Source organism: Rhodococcus sp. P3_B8 (assembly GCF_056402775.1).
Map to the genome: position 1 here is coordinate 1 of NZ_JBFUGT010000147.1, position 15798 is coordinate 15798.

The 15798-nt window shown below is 69.6% G+C and carries 13 protein-coding genes; 5 read left to right on the plus strand and 8 right to left on the minus strand.

Annotated elements, in window-relative coordinates; all coding sequences use genetic code 11:
• Positions 1-47 precede the first annotated feature (47 nt).
• From AC1D1G_RS29320 to AC1D1G_RS29335, 4 genes are all read right to left on the minus strand, one after another.
• The gene (locus AC1D1G_RS29320) at positions 48-239 is read right to left on the minus strand and encodes an antitoxin (RefSeq protein ID WP_477954805.1); all 192 of its coding nucleotides are present in this window, start codon (positions 237-239) and stop codon (positions 48-50) included.
• 126 nt (positions 240-365) lie between these two features.
• Positions 366-2816, minus strand: a complete 2451-nt coding sequence (locus AC1D1G_RS29325) for a cation-translocating P-type ATPase (RefSeq protein ID WP_477954806.1) — start codon at positions 2814-2816, stop codon at positions 366-368.
• 50 nt (positions 2817-2866) lie between these two features.
• Complete coding sequence (locus AC1D1G_RS29330; protein ID WP_477954808.1) at positions 2867-3982, minus strand: MBL fold metallo-hydrolase; 1116 nt, start codon at positions 3980-3982, stop codon at positions 2867-2869.
• A 44-nt stretch (positions 3983-4026) separates the two neighbouring features.
• Entirely contained in the window at positions 4027-4758 is a 732-nt protein-coding gene (locus tag AC1D1G_RS29335) for an enoyl-CoA hydratase (RefSeq protein WP_477954809.1), read from the minus strand.
• 144 nt (positions 4759-4902) lie between these two features.
• Between AC1D1G_RS29335 and AC1D1G_RS29340 the strand changes: the two genes are divergently transcribed.
• Positions 4903-6012 carry an NAD(P)-binding domain-containing protein gene (locus tag AC1D1G_RS29340; RefSeq protein ID WP_283351531.1) on the plus strand — a complete coding sequence of 370 codons (1110 nt, stop codon included), beginning with the start codon at positions 4903-4905 and terminating at the stop codon, positions 6010-6012.
• On the opposite strand, the gene AC1D1G_RS29345 is transcribed toward AC1D1G_RS29340, so the two are convergent.
• On the minus strand, positions 6005-7105 hold the full coding sequence (locus AC1D1G_RS29345) for a lipase family protein (protein WP_477954811.1): 1101 nt from the start codon (positions 7103-7105) through the stop codon (positions 6005-6007). The two genes, AC1D1G_RS29340 and AC1D1G_RS29345, sit on opposite strands and share 8 nt — an antisense overlap.
• Positions 7106-7219: 114 nt before the next feature.
• Here AC1D1G_RS29345 and AC1D1G_RS29350 point away from each other — a divergent pair, with 114 nt between their 5' ends.
• Positions 7220-8713, plus strand: a complete 1494-nt coding sequence (locus AC1D1G_RS29350; RefSeq protein ID WP_477954813.1) for a phospholipase D-like domain-containing protein — start codon at positions 7220-7222, stop codon at positions 8711-8713.
• Here the strand turns inward: AC1D1G_RS29350 and AC1D1G_RS29355 are convergent.
• Complete coding sequence (locus AC1D1G_RS29355) at positions 8686-9360, minus strand: hemerythrin domain-containing protein (RefSeq protein ID WP_477954814.1); 675 nt, start codon at positions 9358-9360, stop codon at positions 8686-8688. The genes AC1D1G_RS29350 and AC1D1G_RS29355 overlap by 28 nt on opposite strands.
• A gap of 67 nt (positions 9361-9427) precedes the next feature.
• On the opposite strand from AC1D1G_RS29355, the gene AC1D1G_RS29360 reads away from it, so the two are divergent.
• On the plus strand, positions 9428-12706 hold the full coding sequence (locus tag AC1D1G_RS29360; protein WP_477954816.1) for a BTAD domain-containing putative transcriptional regulator: 3279 nt from the start codon (positions 9428-9430) through the stop codon (positions 12704-12706).
• A 57-nt stretch (positions 12707-12763) separates the two neighbouring features.
• Positions 12764-14869: an MMPL family transporter gene (locus tag AC1D1G_RS29365; protein ID WP_477954817.1), complete on the plus strand. Its 2106-nt coding sequence runs from the start codon at positions 12764-12766 to the stop codon at positions 14867-14869.
• On the opposite strand, the gene AC1D1G_RS29370 is transcribed toward AC1D1G_RS29365, so the two are convergent.
• A complete protein-coding gene (locus AC1D1G_RS29370) occupies positions 14829-15200 on the minus strand; it encodes a tail fiber domain-containing protein (protein ID WP_477954819.1) in 372 nt (123 codons plus the stop codon). The two genes, AC1D1G_RS29365 and AC1D1G_RS29370, sit on opposite strands and share 41 nt — an antisense overlap.
• Positions 15201-15204: 4 nt before the next feature.
• On the minus strand, positions 15205-15333 hold the full coding sequence (locus tag AC1D1G_RS29375) for a hypothetical protein (protein WP_009478066.1): 129 nt from the start codon (positions 15331-15333) through the stop codon (positions 15205-15207).
• Positions 15334-15485: 152 nt separating this feature from the next.
• On the opposite strand from AC1D1G_RS29375, the gene AC1D1G_RS29380 reads away from it, so the two are divergent.
• A partial coding sequence (locus AC1D1G_RS29380; RefSeq protein ID WP_477954820.1) for a cupin domain-containing protein occupies positions 15486-15798 on the plus strand: 313 nt, incomplete at its 3' end.

A 15798-nucleotide genomic window follows, 5' to 3' on the forward strand; every position in this document is an offset into this window, starting at 1 on the left:
GCCCCGGTCCGAGAACCGGGGCCCACGCGCGTCTGTACGAGAAGTGTTCACTCCTTCGGAGGAACAGCCTTCTTCGCCGCGTCGGCGGCCTTGTCGATCTTGTCGCTGTACTTGCCGCCGGTCTTGCTGTCCGCGACGTCGGCGGCCTTGTCGATGGCGCCGTGAACCTTGTCCGCGTTCTGCGAAGCGGCTTCCCTCCCCTTGCCGAGCAGGCCCTTCGGTGTGTCGACGAAACTCATCGTTCTTCCTCCTCCGGTGCATGCGCACGCACTGTCCGCGCGAGTTCGATCACTCGCCGTGCCACCAGTCTCACAGCATTGACTCGGCGACGCCAACCGTTCGAATCGTCGCGAGCGGTACTCGCGTCAGTGCACGCCCGGCAGGTCTTCCGGCGCGGCGAACAGGCGGCGATGCTCACCGTGCAGGCGGCCCGTCACCCACCAACCGATTTCGACGAGAACCACTCCCACGAGCCCGCAGACGAGAGCGGACGTGGTGGCTCCGACGTTCGTCGGATCGAGTTTGAAGAACTCCCGTGTGAACGGCAACGCGAACAGGATGAGATATCCCGCTACGGATCCGGAGATCAGCACCAGTTTCCACCACACGTACGGCCGCGCGACCACCGCCAGCACCCACATCGCGATCATGATGAGCGTGATCAGTGCCGACGTGCCCGCCTGGACCTTCTCCGTCTCCGTCTGATCCGGTCCCGCGTAGACGAGAAGATACGAAATGAACGTCGTGACACCGATGATCACGCCCGACGGCACGGCGAGACGCATCACGCGCGGCACGAAACCGGAGCGCGCCCGCTCGTTGTTCGGGGCCAGCGACAGGATGAACGCGGGAATGCCGATGGTGAACCAGGCGGCGATCGTCACGTGCCGCGGCAGGAACGGATACGGCACGGGCTCGAAGTGGAAGATCTGCGACAGCACACCGGTAATGCCGATGAGGAACGCCAGCAGCACCGAGTACACGGTCTTGGTGAGGAACAGGTTCGAGACGCGTTCGATGTTGCCGATCACCCGGCGGCCCTCACCCACCACGTAGGGCAGGGTCGCGAACTTGTTGTCCAGCAACACGATCTGCGCCACCGCGCGGGTGGCGGGGCTGCCCGAGCCCATCGACACCCCGATGTCGGCGTCCTTGAGGGCGAGCACGTCGTTGACACCGTCGCCCGTCATCGCGACGGTGTGCCCGCGAGATTGCAGGGCCCCCACCATCTCCCGCTTCTGATCGGGGCGCACGCGGCCGAACGTGGTGGACGTCTCCAGGGTCTCGGCGAGGGCGTCGCGGTCGTCGGGCAGTTCGCGGGCGTCGACGGGACGGTCGCCGCCGGGCAGTCCGAGCGATCCGGCCACCGCACCGACCGACACGGCGTTGTCCCCCGAGATGACCTTCACCGTGACGTTCTGGCTCGCGAAGTACTCGAGGGTTCCGCGGGCGTCGGGACGCACCCGCTGCTCCAGGATCACCAGTGCCCGGGGTGTGATCGCGCCCGGCGCCGCGGGGTGGTCGACCGGAACGTCGCAACTGCCGAGCAGGAGCACCCGCAGTCCCGAGGACCCCACGTCCTCGGCTTGCCGGGCCATGTCGCTGCCGGGGTCGAGCAGCACGTCCGGCGCACCGAGGACCCAGTTGCCGTGGGCGCCGTACGACTGTCCGCTCCACTTCTTGGCAGACGAAAACGGTGCGTCCGCCGTGGCGTCACCCCACCCGGGGTCGTCGGGAAACGCCTCCTTGATCGCGAGGACACTGGCGTTCGGCCGCGGGTCGGACGCCGCCATCGCGGCGAGGGCCGCACGGGACGGTGCGGTGTCGGCGCTGTCGGCGCAGCGCAGTTCGGACAGCCGCATGCCGTTCTCGGTGAGCGTTCCGGTCTTGTCGGCGCACACCACGTCGACGCGCGCGAGACCTTCGATGGCGGGCAGCTCCTGCACGAGGCACTGCCGCTGACCGAGCCGGACCACCCCGACCGCGAACGCGATCGACGTCATCAGCACCAGTCCCTCGGGGACCATCGGGACCAGCGCGGCCACCATCCCGCTCAGCGCAGGCCGGATCGACTCGCCGCTGGAGAACAACTGGTTGTAGATGATCAGCAGTCCCGCCGGAATCATCAGGTACGTGATGAATTTCAGGATCTTGTCGATACCGCTGCGCAATTCCGAGTGCACGAGCGTGAACTTGCTGGCCTCGTCCGCAAGTTTGGCGGCGTACGCGTCGCTTCCGACCTTCGTGGCGCGGTAGCAGCCGCTGCCGGACGCGACGAAGCTTCCCGACAGCACCTGCTGGCCGGCGTCCTTGTGCACGGGGTCGGCCTCACCGGTGAGGAGGGATTCGTCGATGTCGAGGGACATCGCCTCCACCACGACACCGTCGACGACGATCTGGTCGCCGGCGCCGAGTTCGATGATGTCGTCGAGCACGACCTCCCGGGGTGCCATCGCGACGGCGGCCCCGTCGCGGCGCACCACCGGCTTGGTCTGGCTGACGATCGCAAGTTTGTCGAGGGTCCGCTTGGCCCGCACTTCCTGGATGATGCCGATCCCGCTGTTGGCGATGATCAGCAGGCCGAACATGCCGTCGATGATCGAACCGGTGGCCAGCACGATGATCAGGAGGACACCGAGGATCGCGTTGATCCGGGTGAACACGTTGGCGCGCACGATGTCGCGTACCGATCGACTGGCCCGATCGGGCACGTCGTTGGTCTTGCCTGCCGCCACCCGCTCCGCCACCTGGGCGGCCGTCAGCCCCTCCACTGCGACGACTGCAACGTAGTCGGTGCCCGTTTCGTCGTATGCCATGGTCAAAGGCTACGCAACGCGGCTTCGCTCGGAGGGGATGCGCGCCGGACTCAGCCGAGCGCGGACCACCACGGTGTCTGGGCCGTCGGCTTCAACGCGTCGATGCGCTGTCCGGGCATCGGGACGGCCACCGGGGTGCCCTTGTCCTGCGCGGCGGCGAGCAACCGGACGATCGGCTCGGACCACGAGTGGAACGCGAGATTGAACGTGGCCCAGTGCACCGGAACCAGCAGTCCACGGGTGCCGTCGCCGCCGTTGAGGTCGGCGTGCGTCTGCACCGCCTCCTCCGGGTTCATGTGGATGTCGGCCCACCGCGTGTCGTAGGCGCCAACAGGCAGGAGTGTGAGATCGAACGGTCCGTACCGGCGGCCCAGGTCGGCGAACCGCGGCGTGTACCCGCTGTCGCCGCCGAAGAACACCTTCCGGTTCGGTCCGGCGAGCACCCACGACGCCCACTGGGTGGTGTTGCGTACCAGCCCGCGGCCGGAGAAGTGCCGGGCCTCGGTGCACGTGAGCGTGAGTTCGCCGAGTGTGGTCGACTCGTCCCAGTCGAGTTCCACGATCCGCTCCTCCGGCACCCGCCACTGACGCAGGTGCGCACCGAGCCCCACCGGAACGACGAACGGCGCCTTCTGGGTGGCGGCGAGTTGCTGCACGGTGGCCATGTCGAGGTGGTCGTAATGGTCGTGCGAGATGACGATGGCGTCCAGAACGGGCAGGTCGGCCAGCGGCACCGGGGTCGGGTGCATGCGGGACGGACCGAGAATCGCGGACGGAGACACCCGATGACTCCACACCGGGTCGGCCAGCACCCGGTACCCGTCGACCTCGACGAGCACGCTCGAATGGCCGTACCAGGTGACCGCTGCGTCGGCGGCCTCGACAGGCGCGAGGGGTGTGGCGAGCGGGATCGGCCTGCGCGGGCGGCCCGCGGCGCCCCGCGTGATCAGTGCCTTGACGATCCCGGTCTCCGATCCGGGCATCATCGTGCTGCTCGGATCGGTGTTGTGGAACTGCCGGTCGCGGTACCGCGGCGACGTCGCGGCGTACGGGCGCACCTTGGCGCGCGACGCACCGATCTGAGACGGAAGCCCCCACGCGGCCCGCGTCAGCCACCCGAGGGCGGCGGTGGCCAGAACTGTCGTCACGGCGTTCTTCGCTTTCACCCCGACAACTGTAACCACGCGTGCGGGAAAGGTGCGGCGAGCGGCTACTGACCCCGGAACACCGGCGGACGCTTCTCGGCGCGCGCGGCGCGCGCTTCCTGCGCGTCGTAGCTCTTCCACGCCGCATGCAACGCCGCGAGCTGCTCGGGCGGCGGCGGGCTCTGGGTGCCGTCGTCGTTGAGCACCATCTTGAGGTGTTGCAGCGACAGCGGCGCCAGGCGCGCGATCGAGTGCGCCCACTGCCGCGCGACGGCGAGGTCGCCGCGCTTGTTGGCGAGGCCGTGCGCGAGCGCCTCGTCGGCACCGACCTCTTCCGCGCCGAGCAGGATCGTTCGTGCCGGTCCGCCGCCGATCAGGGCGGCCAGACGGTGCACCGTCCACCGGTCCACGGAGATGCCGAGCTTGGCGGCCGGGATGGCGAAGCGCGCCTCGGGAGCGACCACACGCAGATCCGCGGCGAGCGCCAGTTGGCTGCCCGCGCCGATCGYGGGGCCGTTGATCGCGGCGATGACGGGGACGGGCACCGAGTCGATGGTGTGCAGCATCTCGAGCAGGGTGTCCGTGAATCCGTCGGCGTACACGTCGCCCGACAGGTCGGCGCCGGCGCAGAACGCGCTGCCCTGCCCTGTGAGGACGATCACCCGCGCGCCGTCGGTGACGGACTTCTCGGTTTCCTCCCGCAGGAGTTCGCAGATCTCGGTGTTCAACGCATTGCGACGGTCGGGGCGTTGCAGTTCGAGGGTGAAGACGTCGCCGTCACGACTCGTCCCGATCATGTCCACTCGCTTTCTTCGTGATTGCTGTCCACTGACGAATTCTCCCCTGCCCACCCGACTGGACGTCTGTCAGCCAACCACAACCGAATCGGCCGGAACACACGAGGCTCTCCGGTAGTTGTGAGGGGGGAGGTGAGGACCGACATGAACAGCGATGTGGACGTGGCCGTGATCGGCGCGGGGCAGGCGGGGCTGTCTGCCGCCTACTATCTGCGCAGGTTCGGGGTGGAACCGGAATCCGGTTTCGTGGTGCTCGATCACGCCCCGGGGCCCGGCGGCGCGTGGCAGTTCCGGTGGCCGTCATTGACACTGAGCACCGTCAACGGTGTCCACGACCTTCCCGGGCTCGGCTTCGCCGACACGATCGGCGTGGACCCGAACGACCCGGAGGCCGCACTGGTGCATGCGGCGGCCGCGGTTCCCCAGTACTTCGCGACGTACGAGAAACAGTTCGAACTGCCGGTGCACCGTCCCGTGCACACGCGGGTGGTGTGTGCCCGCGGCGAGCGTCTGCGGATCGAGACCGACCGCGGCGTCGTATCGGCCCGCGGTCTGATCAACGCGACGGGTACGTGGGAACGCCCCTTCATTCCCCGGTACCCCGGCGCCGAGTCGTTCGCCGGCCGCCAGGTGCACACCAAGGACTACTCCTCGGCGCAGGACTTCGCGGGACAGCACGTGCTCGTCGTGGGCGGCGGCATCTCGGCGGTGCAGTTGCTGGACGAGATCTCCCGCGTCACGACCACCACCTGGGTGACGCGCCGCCCGCCGGAGTTCCGGGACGAGCCGTTCACGCCCGAGATCGGCCGCGCCGCCGTCGCTCTCGTCGAGGACCGGGTCCGTCGCGGGCTGCCGCCGGGCTCGGTGGTGTCGGTGACGGGCCTGCCCGTGACGCCTGCGATCCGCGCCGCCCGCGAACGCGGGGTGCTGGCGCGGCAGCCGATGTTCAGCGAGATCACCGCGGACGGCGTCCGGTGGTCCGACGGCCGCGAACTGGAGGTCGATGTGATCCTGTGGTGCACCGGGTTTCGCAGTTCACTCGATCATCTTGCCCCGCTGCGGCTGCGCGGGCCGGGCGGCGGGATCACGATGACGGGACGCCTGGCCACCCAGGTGGCGTCGGATCCGCGGATTCATCTCGTGGGCTACGGACCGTCGTCGTCGACGATCGGCGCGAACCGGGCCGGGCAGGCCGCGGCCCGCGAGCTCACCCGGCACCTCGGCGTGCCGGCCGGATCGGCGCGCCCTACCTGATCAGCGAGGCGATGAACGCCGCTTGGTCGGGGCCGGCCTGGTACATGCTGCCGAAGTGACCACCCGAGTACACCCGATAGTCGAGAGCTGTTCCTGCACTATGCATCTCGGAAACCAGCTTCTCCGTCAGCGGGATCGGCACCGACGCGTCGGTGACCCCCTGCACGAGCAGCAGCGGACGGTCGTACCCCGCGACCGGGACCGCGAGATATTCGCGCAGCGCGTCCTGCAGCGCCGGGACGTCGAGTGCCCGCGACAGCATCTGCGCCACCGACACGTTCCGGGTCATGGCCGCGAACTGCCGGAACGGCACTTCGGGAGCAGCGTCCACGAACTGCTTCCCGACCGGCGTCAGATAGCTGTCGATGTCCAGCTCCGGATACGCGTCACGGACCCCGGCGATCAGGTACGAGATGTACACGGTGAGTCCGGCGAGGCCCTGCGGCGGAAACGAGGGACCGCTCCAGTTCGCCACCATCTCGATGTTCGACGGCACCCCGTTGGCGACTGCCCCGCGGTAGTCGAGTTCCGGCGCGTACGACGTGGCGGCGTGTGCGGCGAACACCGCGGCCTGCCCGCCCTGGGACAGCCCGACCGCCATCCACGTGGCGGAGAGGTCGGCGTCGACCTCGCGGGCGGCGCGCACGGAGTCCACGACGCTGCGCCCGGCGACCTTCCCGTCGAGGTAGGGCGGCACCCCGGGGGTGCCCAGGCCCACGTAGTCGGTGGYGGCGACGGCGTAACCGAGTTGCAGCCAGCTGCTCACGTAGTCGGAGGATTCCCTGTCGACCCCGGTCACGGAGGGTGCGTCGGCGTCGGAGTCCCCGACCGTTCCGTGCGCCCACGCGATGACGGGCCAGCCCCCGGCGGGCGGTGAACCGGGCGGCACGAACACCATTCCGGTGCACGGGGTGATGCCGTGCCGGTCGGTGGTCAGGTACGTCATCCGGTAGGCACTGCCGGTTCCGCGGAGCCAGAGCTCCGCCGGCAATTCGGACGAGGCGACGACCGTGCCGGGGCTCGATCCGGCCCGCAGCGGATCCGCACCGACAGTTGGTGCCCACAGCACGCTGACCAGTGCGAGCAACGCCACGATGCGCCACCACCTCCGCACCTCTCAACGGTAGCTGGGTGGGGGTGGCGCAGTACTGTGAATCGTCCACCCGCAGGGGACGGGCGGACGAACGAGACGGGGAGCAGAAGAGACATGAGCGACGACGGCCCGATCCTGACTCCCGGCGACACGTGCTGGCAGGTTGCCCACGCCGATCGTCTCGCGTGCATCGTCGATGCGGCGGACTACTTCCGTCATGCCAAGTCCGCGATGCTGCAGGCCCGCAGACGCATCATTCTCATCGGCTGGGACTTCGACACGAGGATCAAGTTCGAGCCGGACGAGAAGACGCTCGACGGCCCCAACCAGCTCGGCCGGTTCCTGGCGTGGCTGACGCGGGAACGCCCGGATCTCGACATCTACCTGCTCAAATGGAACATCGGGGCCTTCACCGCGATCGGGCGTGGCATGACGCCGATCTTCGTGGTCAACTGGGTGACCGACCGCCGCCTGCACTTCGAACTCGACGCCGCCCACCCGGTCGGCTCGGCGCACCACCAGAAGATCGTCGTCATCGACGACGCGCTCGCGTTCTGCGGCGGCATCGACATGACCGTGGACCGATGGGACACCCCGGAACATCGGGACCGCAACCATTACCGGACGCAGCCGAACGGCAGGCGGTACGGGCCGTGGCACGACGCGACGACCGCCGTCGACGGTGACGCGGCGAAGGCCATCGGCGAGCTCGCCCGCACCCGGTGGAAGGCGGCAACGGGGCAGGATCTGGCACCCGTCGACGAGGTCGCGGGGAGGACGCCGTGGCCGGAGGGGCTGAAGCCGGCGATGCGCTCCGTGGACGTGGGCATCGCGCGCACGCTGCCGGAACTGTCCGACCGGGACGAGGTCCGGGAGATCGAGGCCCTGTATCTGGCTGCGATCGCGGGCGCCGAGCGGTCGCTGTACATCGAGAGCCAGTACCTGGCCTCCCGCACCCTCGCCGAGGCGATCGCCGAGCGACTACGCGAACCGGACGGACCGGAGATCGTGCTGGTACTGCCGCGCAATGCCGACGGCTGGCTCGAGCAGAAGGCCATGGACGGCGCCCGCCGCCGGTTACTGCACCTGTTGTGGCAGGCCGATACCGGGAACCGGCTGGGCGTCTACTACCCCGTCACGGCGGGTGGTGAGCCGATCTACGTCCACGCCAAGGTGCTGGTGATGGACGACCGTCTCCTGCGCGTGGGTTCGTCGAACCTCAACAACCGGTCGATGGGGTTCGACACCGAGTGCGATCTGGCAGTCGAGGTCACCGCCGGCACGGCGAACGGTGACGAGCTGCGGCGGACCATTCTCGGTATTCGCCGTCAGCTCGTCTGCGAGCACCTCGGTGTTCCGGCGACACTGTTCGAGGACACGCTGGCACAGACGTCGTCGTTCCTGGGCACCGTGGAGGCGCTGCGCGGCGGTGGCCGGACGCTCGAGAAGTTCGAGCCGGAGACGGTCGAGGACGAGGACAGTCCGCTCGCGGAGAACGAACTGATGGATCCCGAACGCACACCGCCGAGCCTCTGGGAGCGCACCAGCCGGGGCCGGCTGCGGCGCAGGGTGATTCGGCGTCAGAAGGCGGCCGGTTCGGTGCGGTAGATCCGCCGGTAGTCCTTGCGGAATGCCCGGCGGCCCAGGATCGACCACGCCATTCGGGCCGCGAAGGGCATATCGGACAGGAACATTCGGCGTTCCTCGGGGGTCGCACCCTGGAGGATGAAGCCGAGGAACACCAGGAGCCGGTCCTTGGGGATCGACGCGCGGCCGCGGTCGCCCATCTCCTGCCACTCGGCGAGCGTCATGAACCGCTCCGCCATCGGGAGGATGCGCTGTTCCTCCTCGCCGAGGTGCTCGTCGAGCGTGGCGGACAGCGCGGTCAGTGTCTTCGCCAGCGGTTCGCCGTCCACCGCATCCACCGTGAACGCGGCGCCCTGCGACTGCGCCCGCGACAGCAGTTCGGAGAGGCGTTCGTGCTGTTCCTCCATCCGCAGCACCAGCGCCGCGTCGGTGGGCGCGCGGTCGAGCAGCTTCGGCCACAGCAGGTCGTCCTCACTCGTGTGATGGTGGTGGAGGGCCGTGGCGAGTTCCGCGAAGAACGTCACCACCTCCCCGGCACGGGCGGTGTCTCCGGCGGGAACACCCTGGACGAGTGCGGGCAGCGCGGCGAACTGCCGACGGAAGCAGTTGTGGACCACCACCATCTCGCGGGTGTCGGGACGGACTGTGTGAGCAGTTGACGTAGTCATGCATTCAGGGTCGGTTCGGCGTCTTGGAGAGGACTTGGAGGCCACTAGTGCTTACGCTTGCTGCACGATGCTGCGTATTCGAGTACTCGGGACGTTCGAGGCGGAGGACGAATCGGGGGCGGTGGACCTCGGCGGCCCCCGCCAGCGCGCCGTGCTCGCGCTACTGCTCGTCGCGCACGGCGAGGTGGTGCCGGTGGATCGGCTCATCGACGACCTCTGGCACGGCGCTCCCCCACCGCGGGCGGTCGGTGCACTTCAGGCATACATTTCGAATCTGCGGCGGGCGCTGGAGCCGCACCGCGCGCCCCGGGCGGACTCCACCGTCCTGGTGAGCCGGGCCCCGGGTTACGCGCTCGTCCTGCCCCCGTCCGGTGTCGACGCGTGGGAGTTCGAGACCCTGATCCGGTCGGCTGCCGACACCGGGCGCGCGGATCTCGAACACGCGCTGAGCCTGTGGCGAGGACCGGCATTCGCCGAGGTGGCCGGTGAGCACTGGGCTCTCGCCGAGATCGCCCGGCTCGAGGAACTGCGGGTAGTCGCGCGCGAACGTCTGGTGTCGGCGGCCGTCGCGAGCGGGGATGCGGCCGGCACCGTGCTCGACGCGCAGGCCCTCACCCGGGACCACCCGCTCCGGGAAGAGGGCTGGCGATTGCTCGCCCTGGCCTTGCACCGCAGTGGGAGACAGGCCGACGCCCTGGCCGCGTTGCGCGAGGCCCGCGGCCGGCTTGCGAACGAACTCGGCCTCGACCCCGGTCCCGCCCTGACGGAACTCGAACGACAGATCCTCACCGGCACCGTCCCGGCCGCACCCGCACCCGCCCTCGCCGCCGGGCCGGTCGACACGACGCCGGACCCCTGGTTCCTCGGCCGCAGCGAGGAATTGGCGACCCTGACCGACCTGATGACCGACCCCGGCACCCCCGTGGTCCTCCTCGGAGGCGACGCCGGATCCGGGAAGTCGTCCCTGCTGCGCCGGTTCCGTCGAACACTGCACGACGCGGGGTGGCAGGTGGCGGTGGGTCGCTGCCCCGAAGTGGACGGCGCCCCACCCGCCTGGGCGTGGGTGGAGATCCTGCGCGCACTGCGCGAAACGGTCGACCCCGGCGCCGAGACCGACGCGCTGGCACCCCTGCTCTCCGACGACCGTTCGCACGCGGCGCGACCGGACGATCCGAGCGGACGGTTCCTGCTGCACCGCGCCGTCGCCGACTACATCGGGACCGTCCGCGAGCACGGCCCTCTCGCCGTCGTCCTCGACGACATACACCGCGCCGACGAGGACACCCTGTCGATCCTCGTGCGGCTCGCGCAGCAGCGGTCGCCGATCCTGCTGCTCCTCGCGTTCCGCCCGGACGAGGTGGACCCGAACCTGGAGAGCTGCTTCGCCGATCTCGCGGCGCTGCAACCGACCCGCATCCGCCTCGGCGGACTCGGACCCGGCGATTCGGCGGAGCTGATCCGGCAGGTGGCGGGACGCGACCCCGATCCCGACACCCTCCGCGCGCTCGCCGACCGGACCGGCGGAAACCCGTTCTACCTGCAGGAGAGCGCCCGGCTCCTGGCCAGTGAGGGCGAACTGGTGGCCACGTCGGAGGTACCGGAAGGGGTGCGGGACGTCCTGCGCCGGCGGATCGCCCGTCTCCCCGAACTCGCCGTGTCCGTCCTGCGGCTGGCCGCGGTCGTGGGCCGCGAATCCGACATCGACGTCCTCACCCGCGCCGCCGAGGTCGACGAGGACACCGTGTTCGACGCCCTCGAGTCGGGCGTGATCGCCGGTCTTCTCGGCGAGCCACGCGCCGGGACGGTCCGGTTCACGCACGCCCTCGTCCGCGACACGCTCTACTCCGACCTCACCCGGCTGCGCAGGAGCCGCTGGCACGCGCGGGTCGGGACGGCACTCGAGGAGTTGCGGCCGCACGATGTCGCGGCTCTCGCCCACCACTTCACCGAGGCGCTGTCGGCCGCCACCGCACGGCAGGCCCTCGACCACAATGTCGCGGCCGCGGCGCAAGCCGCCGACCGCTATGCCCACGAGGCGGAGATCGGCTTCCTCGACAACGCCCTTCGAGCGGCCGACCGGTTGCCGCCGGACGCGGCGGCGTCCGTGGACGAGCGCGTCGAGATCCTCACCGAGCTGAGTCGCACGCAACTCGCCGCCGGCATCGGACTGGCGGGATCCCGCTCACGGAACCGGGCTCTCGCGCTCGCGCGGGACGCGGGACGCACCGACCTGGCGATCCGGGCGCTCGCGTTCGTCGACACCCCGACTCCGTGGATCAATCGGCGATACGGCGAAGTGGACACGGCCGTCGTCGATCAGATCGAGGCGTTGCTGCGGGACGAGGAACTGGAACCGGCGGTGCGGTGCCGGCTGCTGGTCACCCTCGTACACGAGATCGGGGCGGAGGACCACGAGCGCACCGGTTCCGCGGTCCGGGAGGCCGAGACTCTCGCCCGTGACCTGGACGATCCGGTGCTGCTCGGGCTGGTGCTCTGCGCCGTCCACGCCGGCACCGGTTCCCCGACCAGCACGCTCGGCCACCACGTCATCGGCGACGAGCTGCTCCGGATCGGTGACCGGACGCAGCTTCCCGTGTTCACCATGCTCGGCCACCACCTGCTGGCCGAGATCGCGTCCGGCAACGGTGACATCCCGGCGATCGAGCATCACATGGGCATCCAGTCGGAGCTGGCGGACCGGTATCAGTTCCAGCAGGCACAGGCGACCCGGGAGATGAGCCGCGCGATGGTCGCACACCTCACCGGCGATCTGGCCACGGCGGAACGACACTACGGGCGCGGCCACGAGTTGATGACCCGGGCGGGCCTCGACGCGGACAGCGTCTTCGCCCTCGCGCTGTTCACGCTCCGGCTCACCGAGGGACGCGCCGGAGAACTCCAAACGGTGATCGAGACCGTCGACAGTGCCGCGACGGACGTGATCGCCGATCTGCACGCCCTCGCACTCCTCGACAACGGCAAACCGGACCGGGCGCGGCAGGTCCGGCGTCACCTCCGCCCCGTCCGCCGCGACTTCTTCCATTCCCTGATGATGTCGCTGCGGGGCATCGTCGTCGCGGGGCTGGGTGAGCGGGACGAGGCGCCCGCGGTGCACGCGGAGCTGAGCCCGTACAGCGGCCAGATCGGCGGCGGCGACACGGCGGCGTTCGCGGTCGGCCCCGTCGACACCATTCTCGGCGACCTCGAGATGCTCCTCGGCCGCCCCGAGGACGCCCGCAGGCACTACGCGGCGGCGCTCGAACTGGCCGAACGCTGCGGTTGCCCGGCCTGGGTGGAGGCCGCGCGCACCCGAACCCGCCCAAGCGAGTTCCAAGTGGGCCACTAGCCGCCGGGCGCAGAGTCGGAGGCGACAGAACCAACCGGCTTTCCTGGAGGCTCCCCCATGAGTTCCCTGCTCGCGCGCCTCGGCTCGGCTGCCGCCACCCGTCCCTGGCGGGTGATCGCCACGTGGCTGACGCTGCTCGTCCTGGTGCTTGCCGCCGCGTCCGCGTTCGGCGGAACCAACCACGACGACTACAACGTGCCCGGTCTGCCGTCGCAGCAGGGGACGAATCTGCTGACCGAGCGATTCCCGGAGATGTCGGGAGCGGACGCGCGGGTGGTCGTGCACTCCGAGAAAGGCCCGCTCGACCCCGTGCTCCTCGCCGATCTCGGCACCAGGCTGGCGGAGGTGACCGGCGTGAGTTCCGTGTCGCCGCCCCGCCTGTCCCAGGATTCCGACACCGCGGTGATCAGCCTCAACTACCGCATCCCGGTCACCGACTTCCACGGCAGCGAAGGGGTCGACGCCCTCGACGCCGCGGTGGCCGACACTCAGGCGCAGGGACTTCAGGTGGAACTGGGCGGGCAGGTCCCGGAGAACATCTCCAAGCCGTCGGGTACCGCCGAGGCGGTGGGCATGGTCCTGGCGCTGATCATCCTGGTGTTCGCGTTCGGTTCCGTGGTGGCCGCCGGACTGCCCCTGGCCGTCGCGCTCGTCGGCGTGGGCATCGGGTCGGGGCTCATCGCGATCATGGCCGGGTTCACCAGCATCAGCACCATCGCCCCGACCATCGCCACGATGGTCGGCATCGGCGTCGGGATCGACTACGCGCTGCTGCTCGTCACCCGGTACACCGAAGGCCTGCGGTCCAGGATGTCGGTGCGGGACGCCGTCGCCGCGGCCAACTCCACGGCCGGGACGTCGGTGATCTTCGCCGGCACCACAGTCCTCGTCTCCCTGTTCGGGCTGCGACTGTCCGGGCTGCCGATGTACGCGTCGTTCGGCTACGCCACGTTCGCGATGGTCGGCATCGTCATGCTCACCTCGGTCACGCTGGTGCCCGCACTGTGCGGGCTGGCGGGCACGCGGGTGCTGGGCAAGCGGTCCCGTGCCCGGGCCGAACGTCGCACGACGTCGCCGCTGACGGAACGGTGGGCGATCCGGGTGAGCCGCCGCCCGTGGCTGTGGGCCCTGACGGCGCTCGGCGTGCTGCTGCTCCTGGCCGCTCCGGTTCTGGGCATGCGGACGTGGCCGCAGGACGCAGGTAGCGCGCCGGCCGCCAACACGATCCGTCAGGCGTACGACCTGATCGACTCCGAGTTCGGGCCCGGCGCCAACGGACCCCTGATGGTGGCGGTCGACCTGAACAAGATTCCGGCAGCCGAACTTCCGGCCCTCGCGCGTGAACTGGCAGCCGAACCGGGGGTGTCGTCGGTGACGCCCGTCCTACTGAACTCCGACGCGACGGCCGCGCTGATCTCGGTGCAGCCGACCACCGGCCCCAGCGACCCCCGCAGCACCGAACTGCTGCAGCGGATCCGATCCGACGCCGCCGACGGCGTCCACGTCACCGGACTCACCGCGACGTTCGCCGACATCTCCGCCCGCCTCGCCGAACGGCTGTGGCTGGTGATCGCGTTCGTCGTCGCACTGTCCGTCGTGCTGCTCACGTTCGTGTTCCGTGCACCGGTGGTCGCGGTGAAGGCCGCCGTAATGAACCTGCTGTCGGTGGCCGCCGCCTACGGCGTGATGGTGATGGTGTTCCAATGGGGTTGGGGCGCGCAGCTACTCGGCCTTCCGCATGCGCTTCCCGTGTCGAGTTGGGTACCGATCCTGATGTTCACCATCCTGTTCGGACTGTCGATGGACTACGAGGTGTTCCTGCTCTCCCGGATACGGGAGCGCTGGCTCGACACGGGCGACTCGCACCGGAGCGTCGTCGAGGGACTGGCATCCACGGGCCGGGTGATCACGAGCGCGGCGGCGATCATGGTGGCGGTGTTCGCCGGGTTCGCACTCGACGGCGACGTGACCGTGAAGATGATGGGCGTCGGCCTCGCGACGGCGGTCCTCATCGACGCGACGATCGTGCGGATGGTGCTGGTGCCCGCGACGATGTATCTGCTGGGCAACGCCAACTGGTGGCGGCCGGGCGGACGCCGGGATGCGGCACCGGACGGGGACGCTACCTCCGCAGGCGTTCCACTTCCGCTTCGAGCGCGATGACCCGCCGGTACAGGGCCTGGATGCTCGCCATGCACACCCCGTTCGCGTCGACCATCGCGATCCGTCGGTCGTTGGAACCGAGACCGAATGCGGTGGCGAAATCCTGCGCCATCGGGCCCAGGTGCCGCACCGAATCGTGATCGAAACCGTAGGTCCAGACGCTGAGCGGCATGTCGGCGAGGCGTTCGAGCACCTCCCCGGCACTGGCAGGCGGCGTCTGGGCGGCAACACCGCGTTTGCGGGTCAGAACCGAGTGAAACCACGCCAGCGGGTGGCGGGTACGGGCCGCTGTTCGCGCCCGCACCCGCCCCCGACGGGTGTCGACCCACATGGAGTCAGTCGGGGAGTTCGCCGACATCGTGCTTGATCGTCGCGTCACTGAGAAGGAGTCCGACCCCGAGGGCCATGACGCCGATTCCGAGTCCGATTGCGGCTCCGCCGAGTCCGAGCATGATTCCGAGCATGTTGTCTCCTGTTCGTCGCTGGTGTGCGGGATTTCGTGCCCCCGCTTTCTGAACACCTACGACTCTCGCGGCTCCGGCCGTCCGAGATAAGACACCCCAGGGGTGGTGCAACCGCACCCCCGGACGCGGCGCCAGGCGGCAGAATGGCCGCCATGACGGAATTGCCGGAATGGGCCCGCACCCTCGACCTCGCACCGCACCCCGAAGGCGGCTGGTACCGCGAGACGTGGCGCAGCGACGTCACGATCCCGGAGGGGAGCCTGCCCTGCGACTACCCGGGACCGCGGGCGGCCGGTACCGCAATCCTGTTCCTGCTGATGCCCGGACAGCAGTCGGAATGGCACAGCGTGCGCAGCGCCGAGATCTGGCTGTACCACCGGGGAAGCCCCCTGCGGCTCGAACTCGGCGGGGACGGAAGCGAACCCGCGAATCCGGACGCGCAGATTCTCGGCGCAGACGTCGCGG

Coding starts and splice junctions, on each gene's coding strand:
- AC1D1G_RS29320 (WP_477954805.1), bottom strand. CDS start 239: ATGAGTTTCGTCGACACACCGAAGGGCCTGCTCGGCAAGGGGAGGGAA.
- AC1D1G_RS29325 (WP_477954806.1), bottom strand. CDS start 2,816: ATGGCATACGACGAAACGGGCACCGACTACGTTGCAGTCGTCGCAGTG.
- AC1D1G_RS29340 (WP_283351531.1), top strand. CDS start 4,903: ATGAACAGCGATGTGGACGTGGCCGTGATCGGCGCGGGGCAGGCGGGG.
- AC1D1G_RS29350 (WP_477954813.1), top strand. CDS start 7,220: ATGAGCGACGACGGCCCGATCCTGACTCCCGGCGACACGTGCTGGCAG.
- AC1D1G_RS29355 (WP_477954814.1), bottom strand. CDS start 9,360: ATGACTACGTCAACTGCTCACACAGTCCGTCCCGACACCCGCGAGATG.
- AC1D1G_RS29360 (WP_477954816.1), top strand. CDS start 9,428: ATGCTGCGTATTCGAGTACTCGGGACGTTCGAGGCGGAGGACGAATCG.
- AC1D1G_RS29365 (WP_477954817.1), top strand. CDS start 12,764: ATGAGTTCCCTGCTCGCGCGCCTCGGCTCGGCTGCCGCCACCCGTCCC.
- AC1D1G_RS29370 (WP_477954819.1), bottom strand. CDS start 15,200: ATGTGGGTCGACACCCGTCGGGGGCGGGTGCGGGCGCGAACAGCGGCC.
- AC1D1G_RS29375 (WP_009478066.1), bottom strand. CDS start 15,333: ATGCTCGGAATCATGCTCGGACTCGGCGGAGCCGCAATCGGACTCGGA.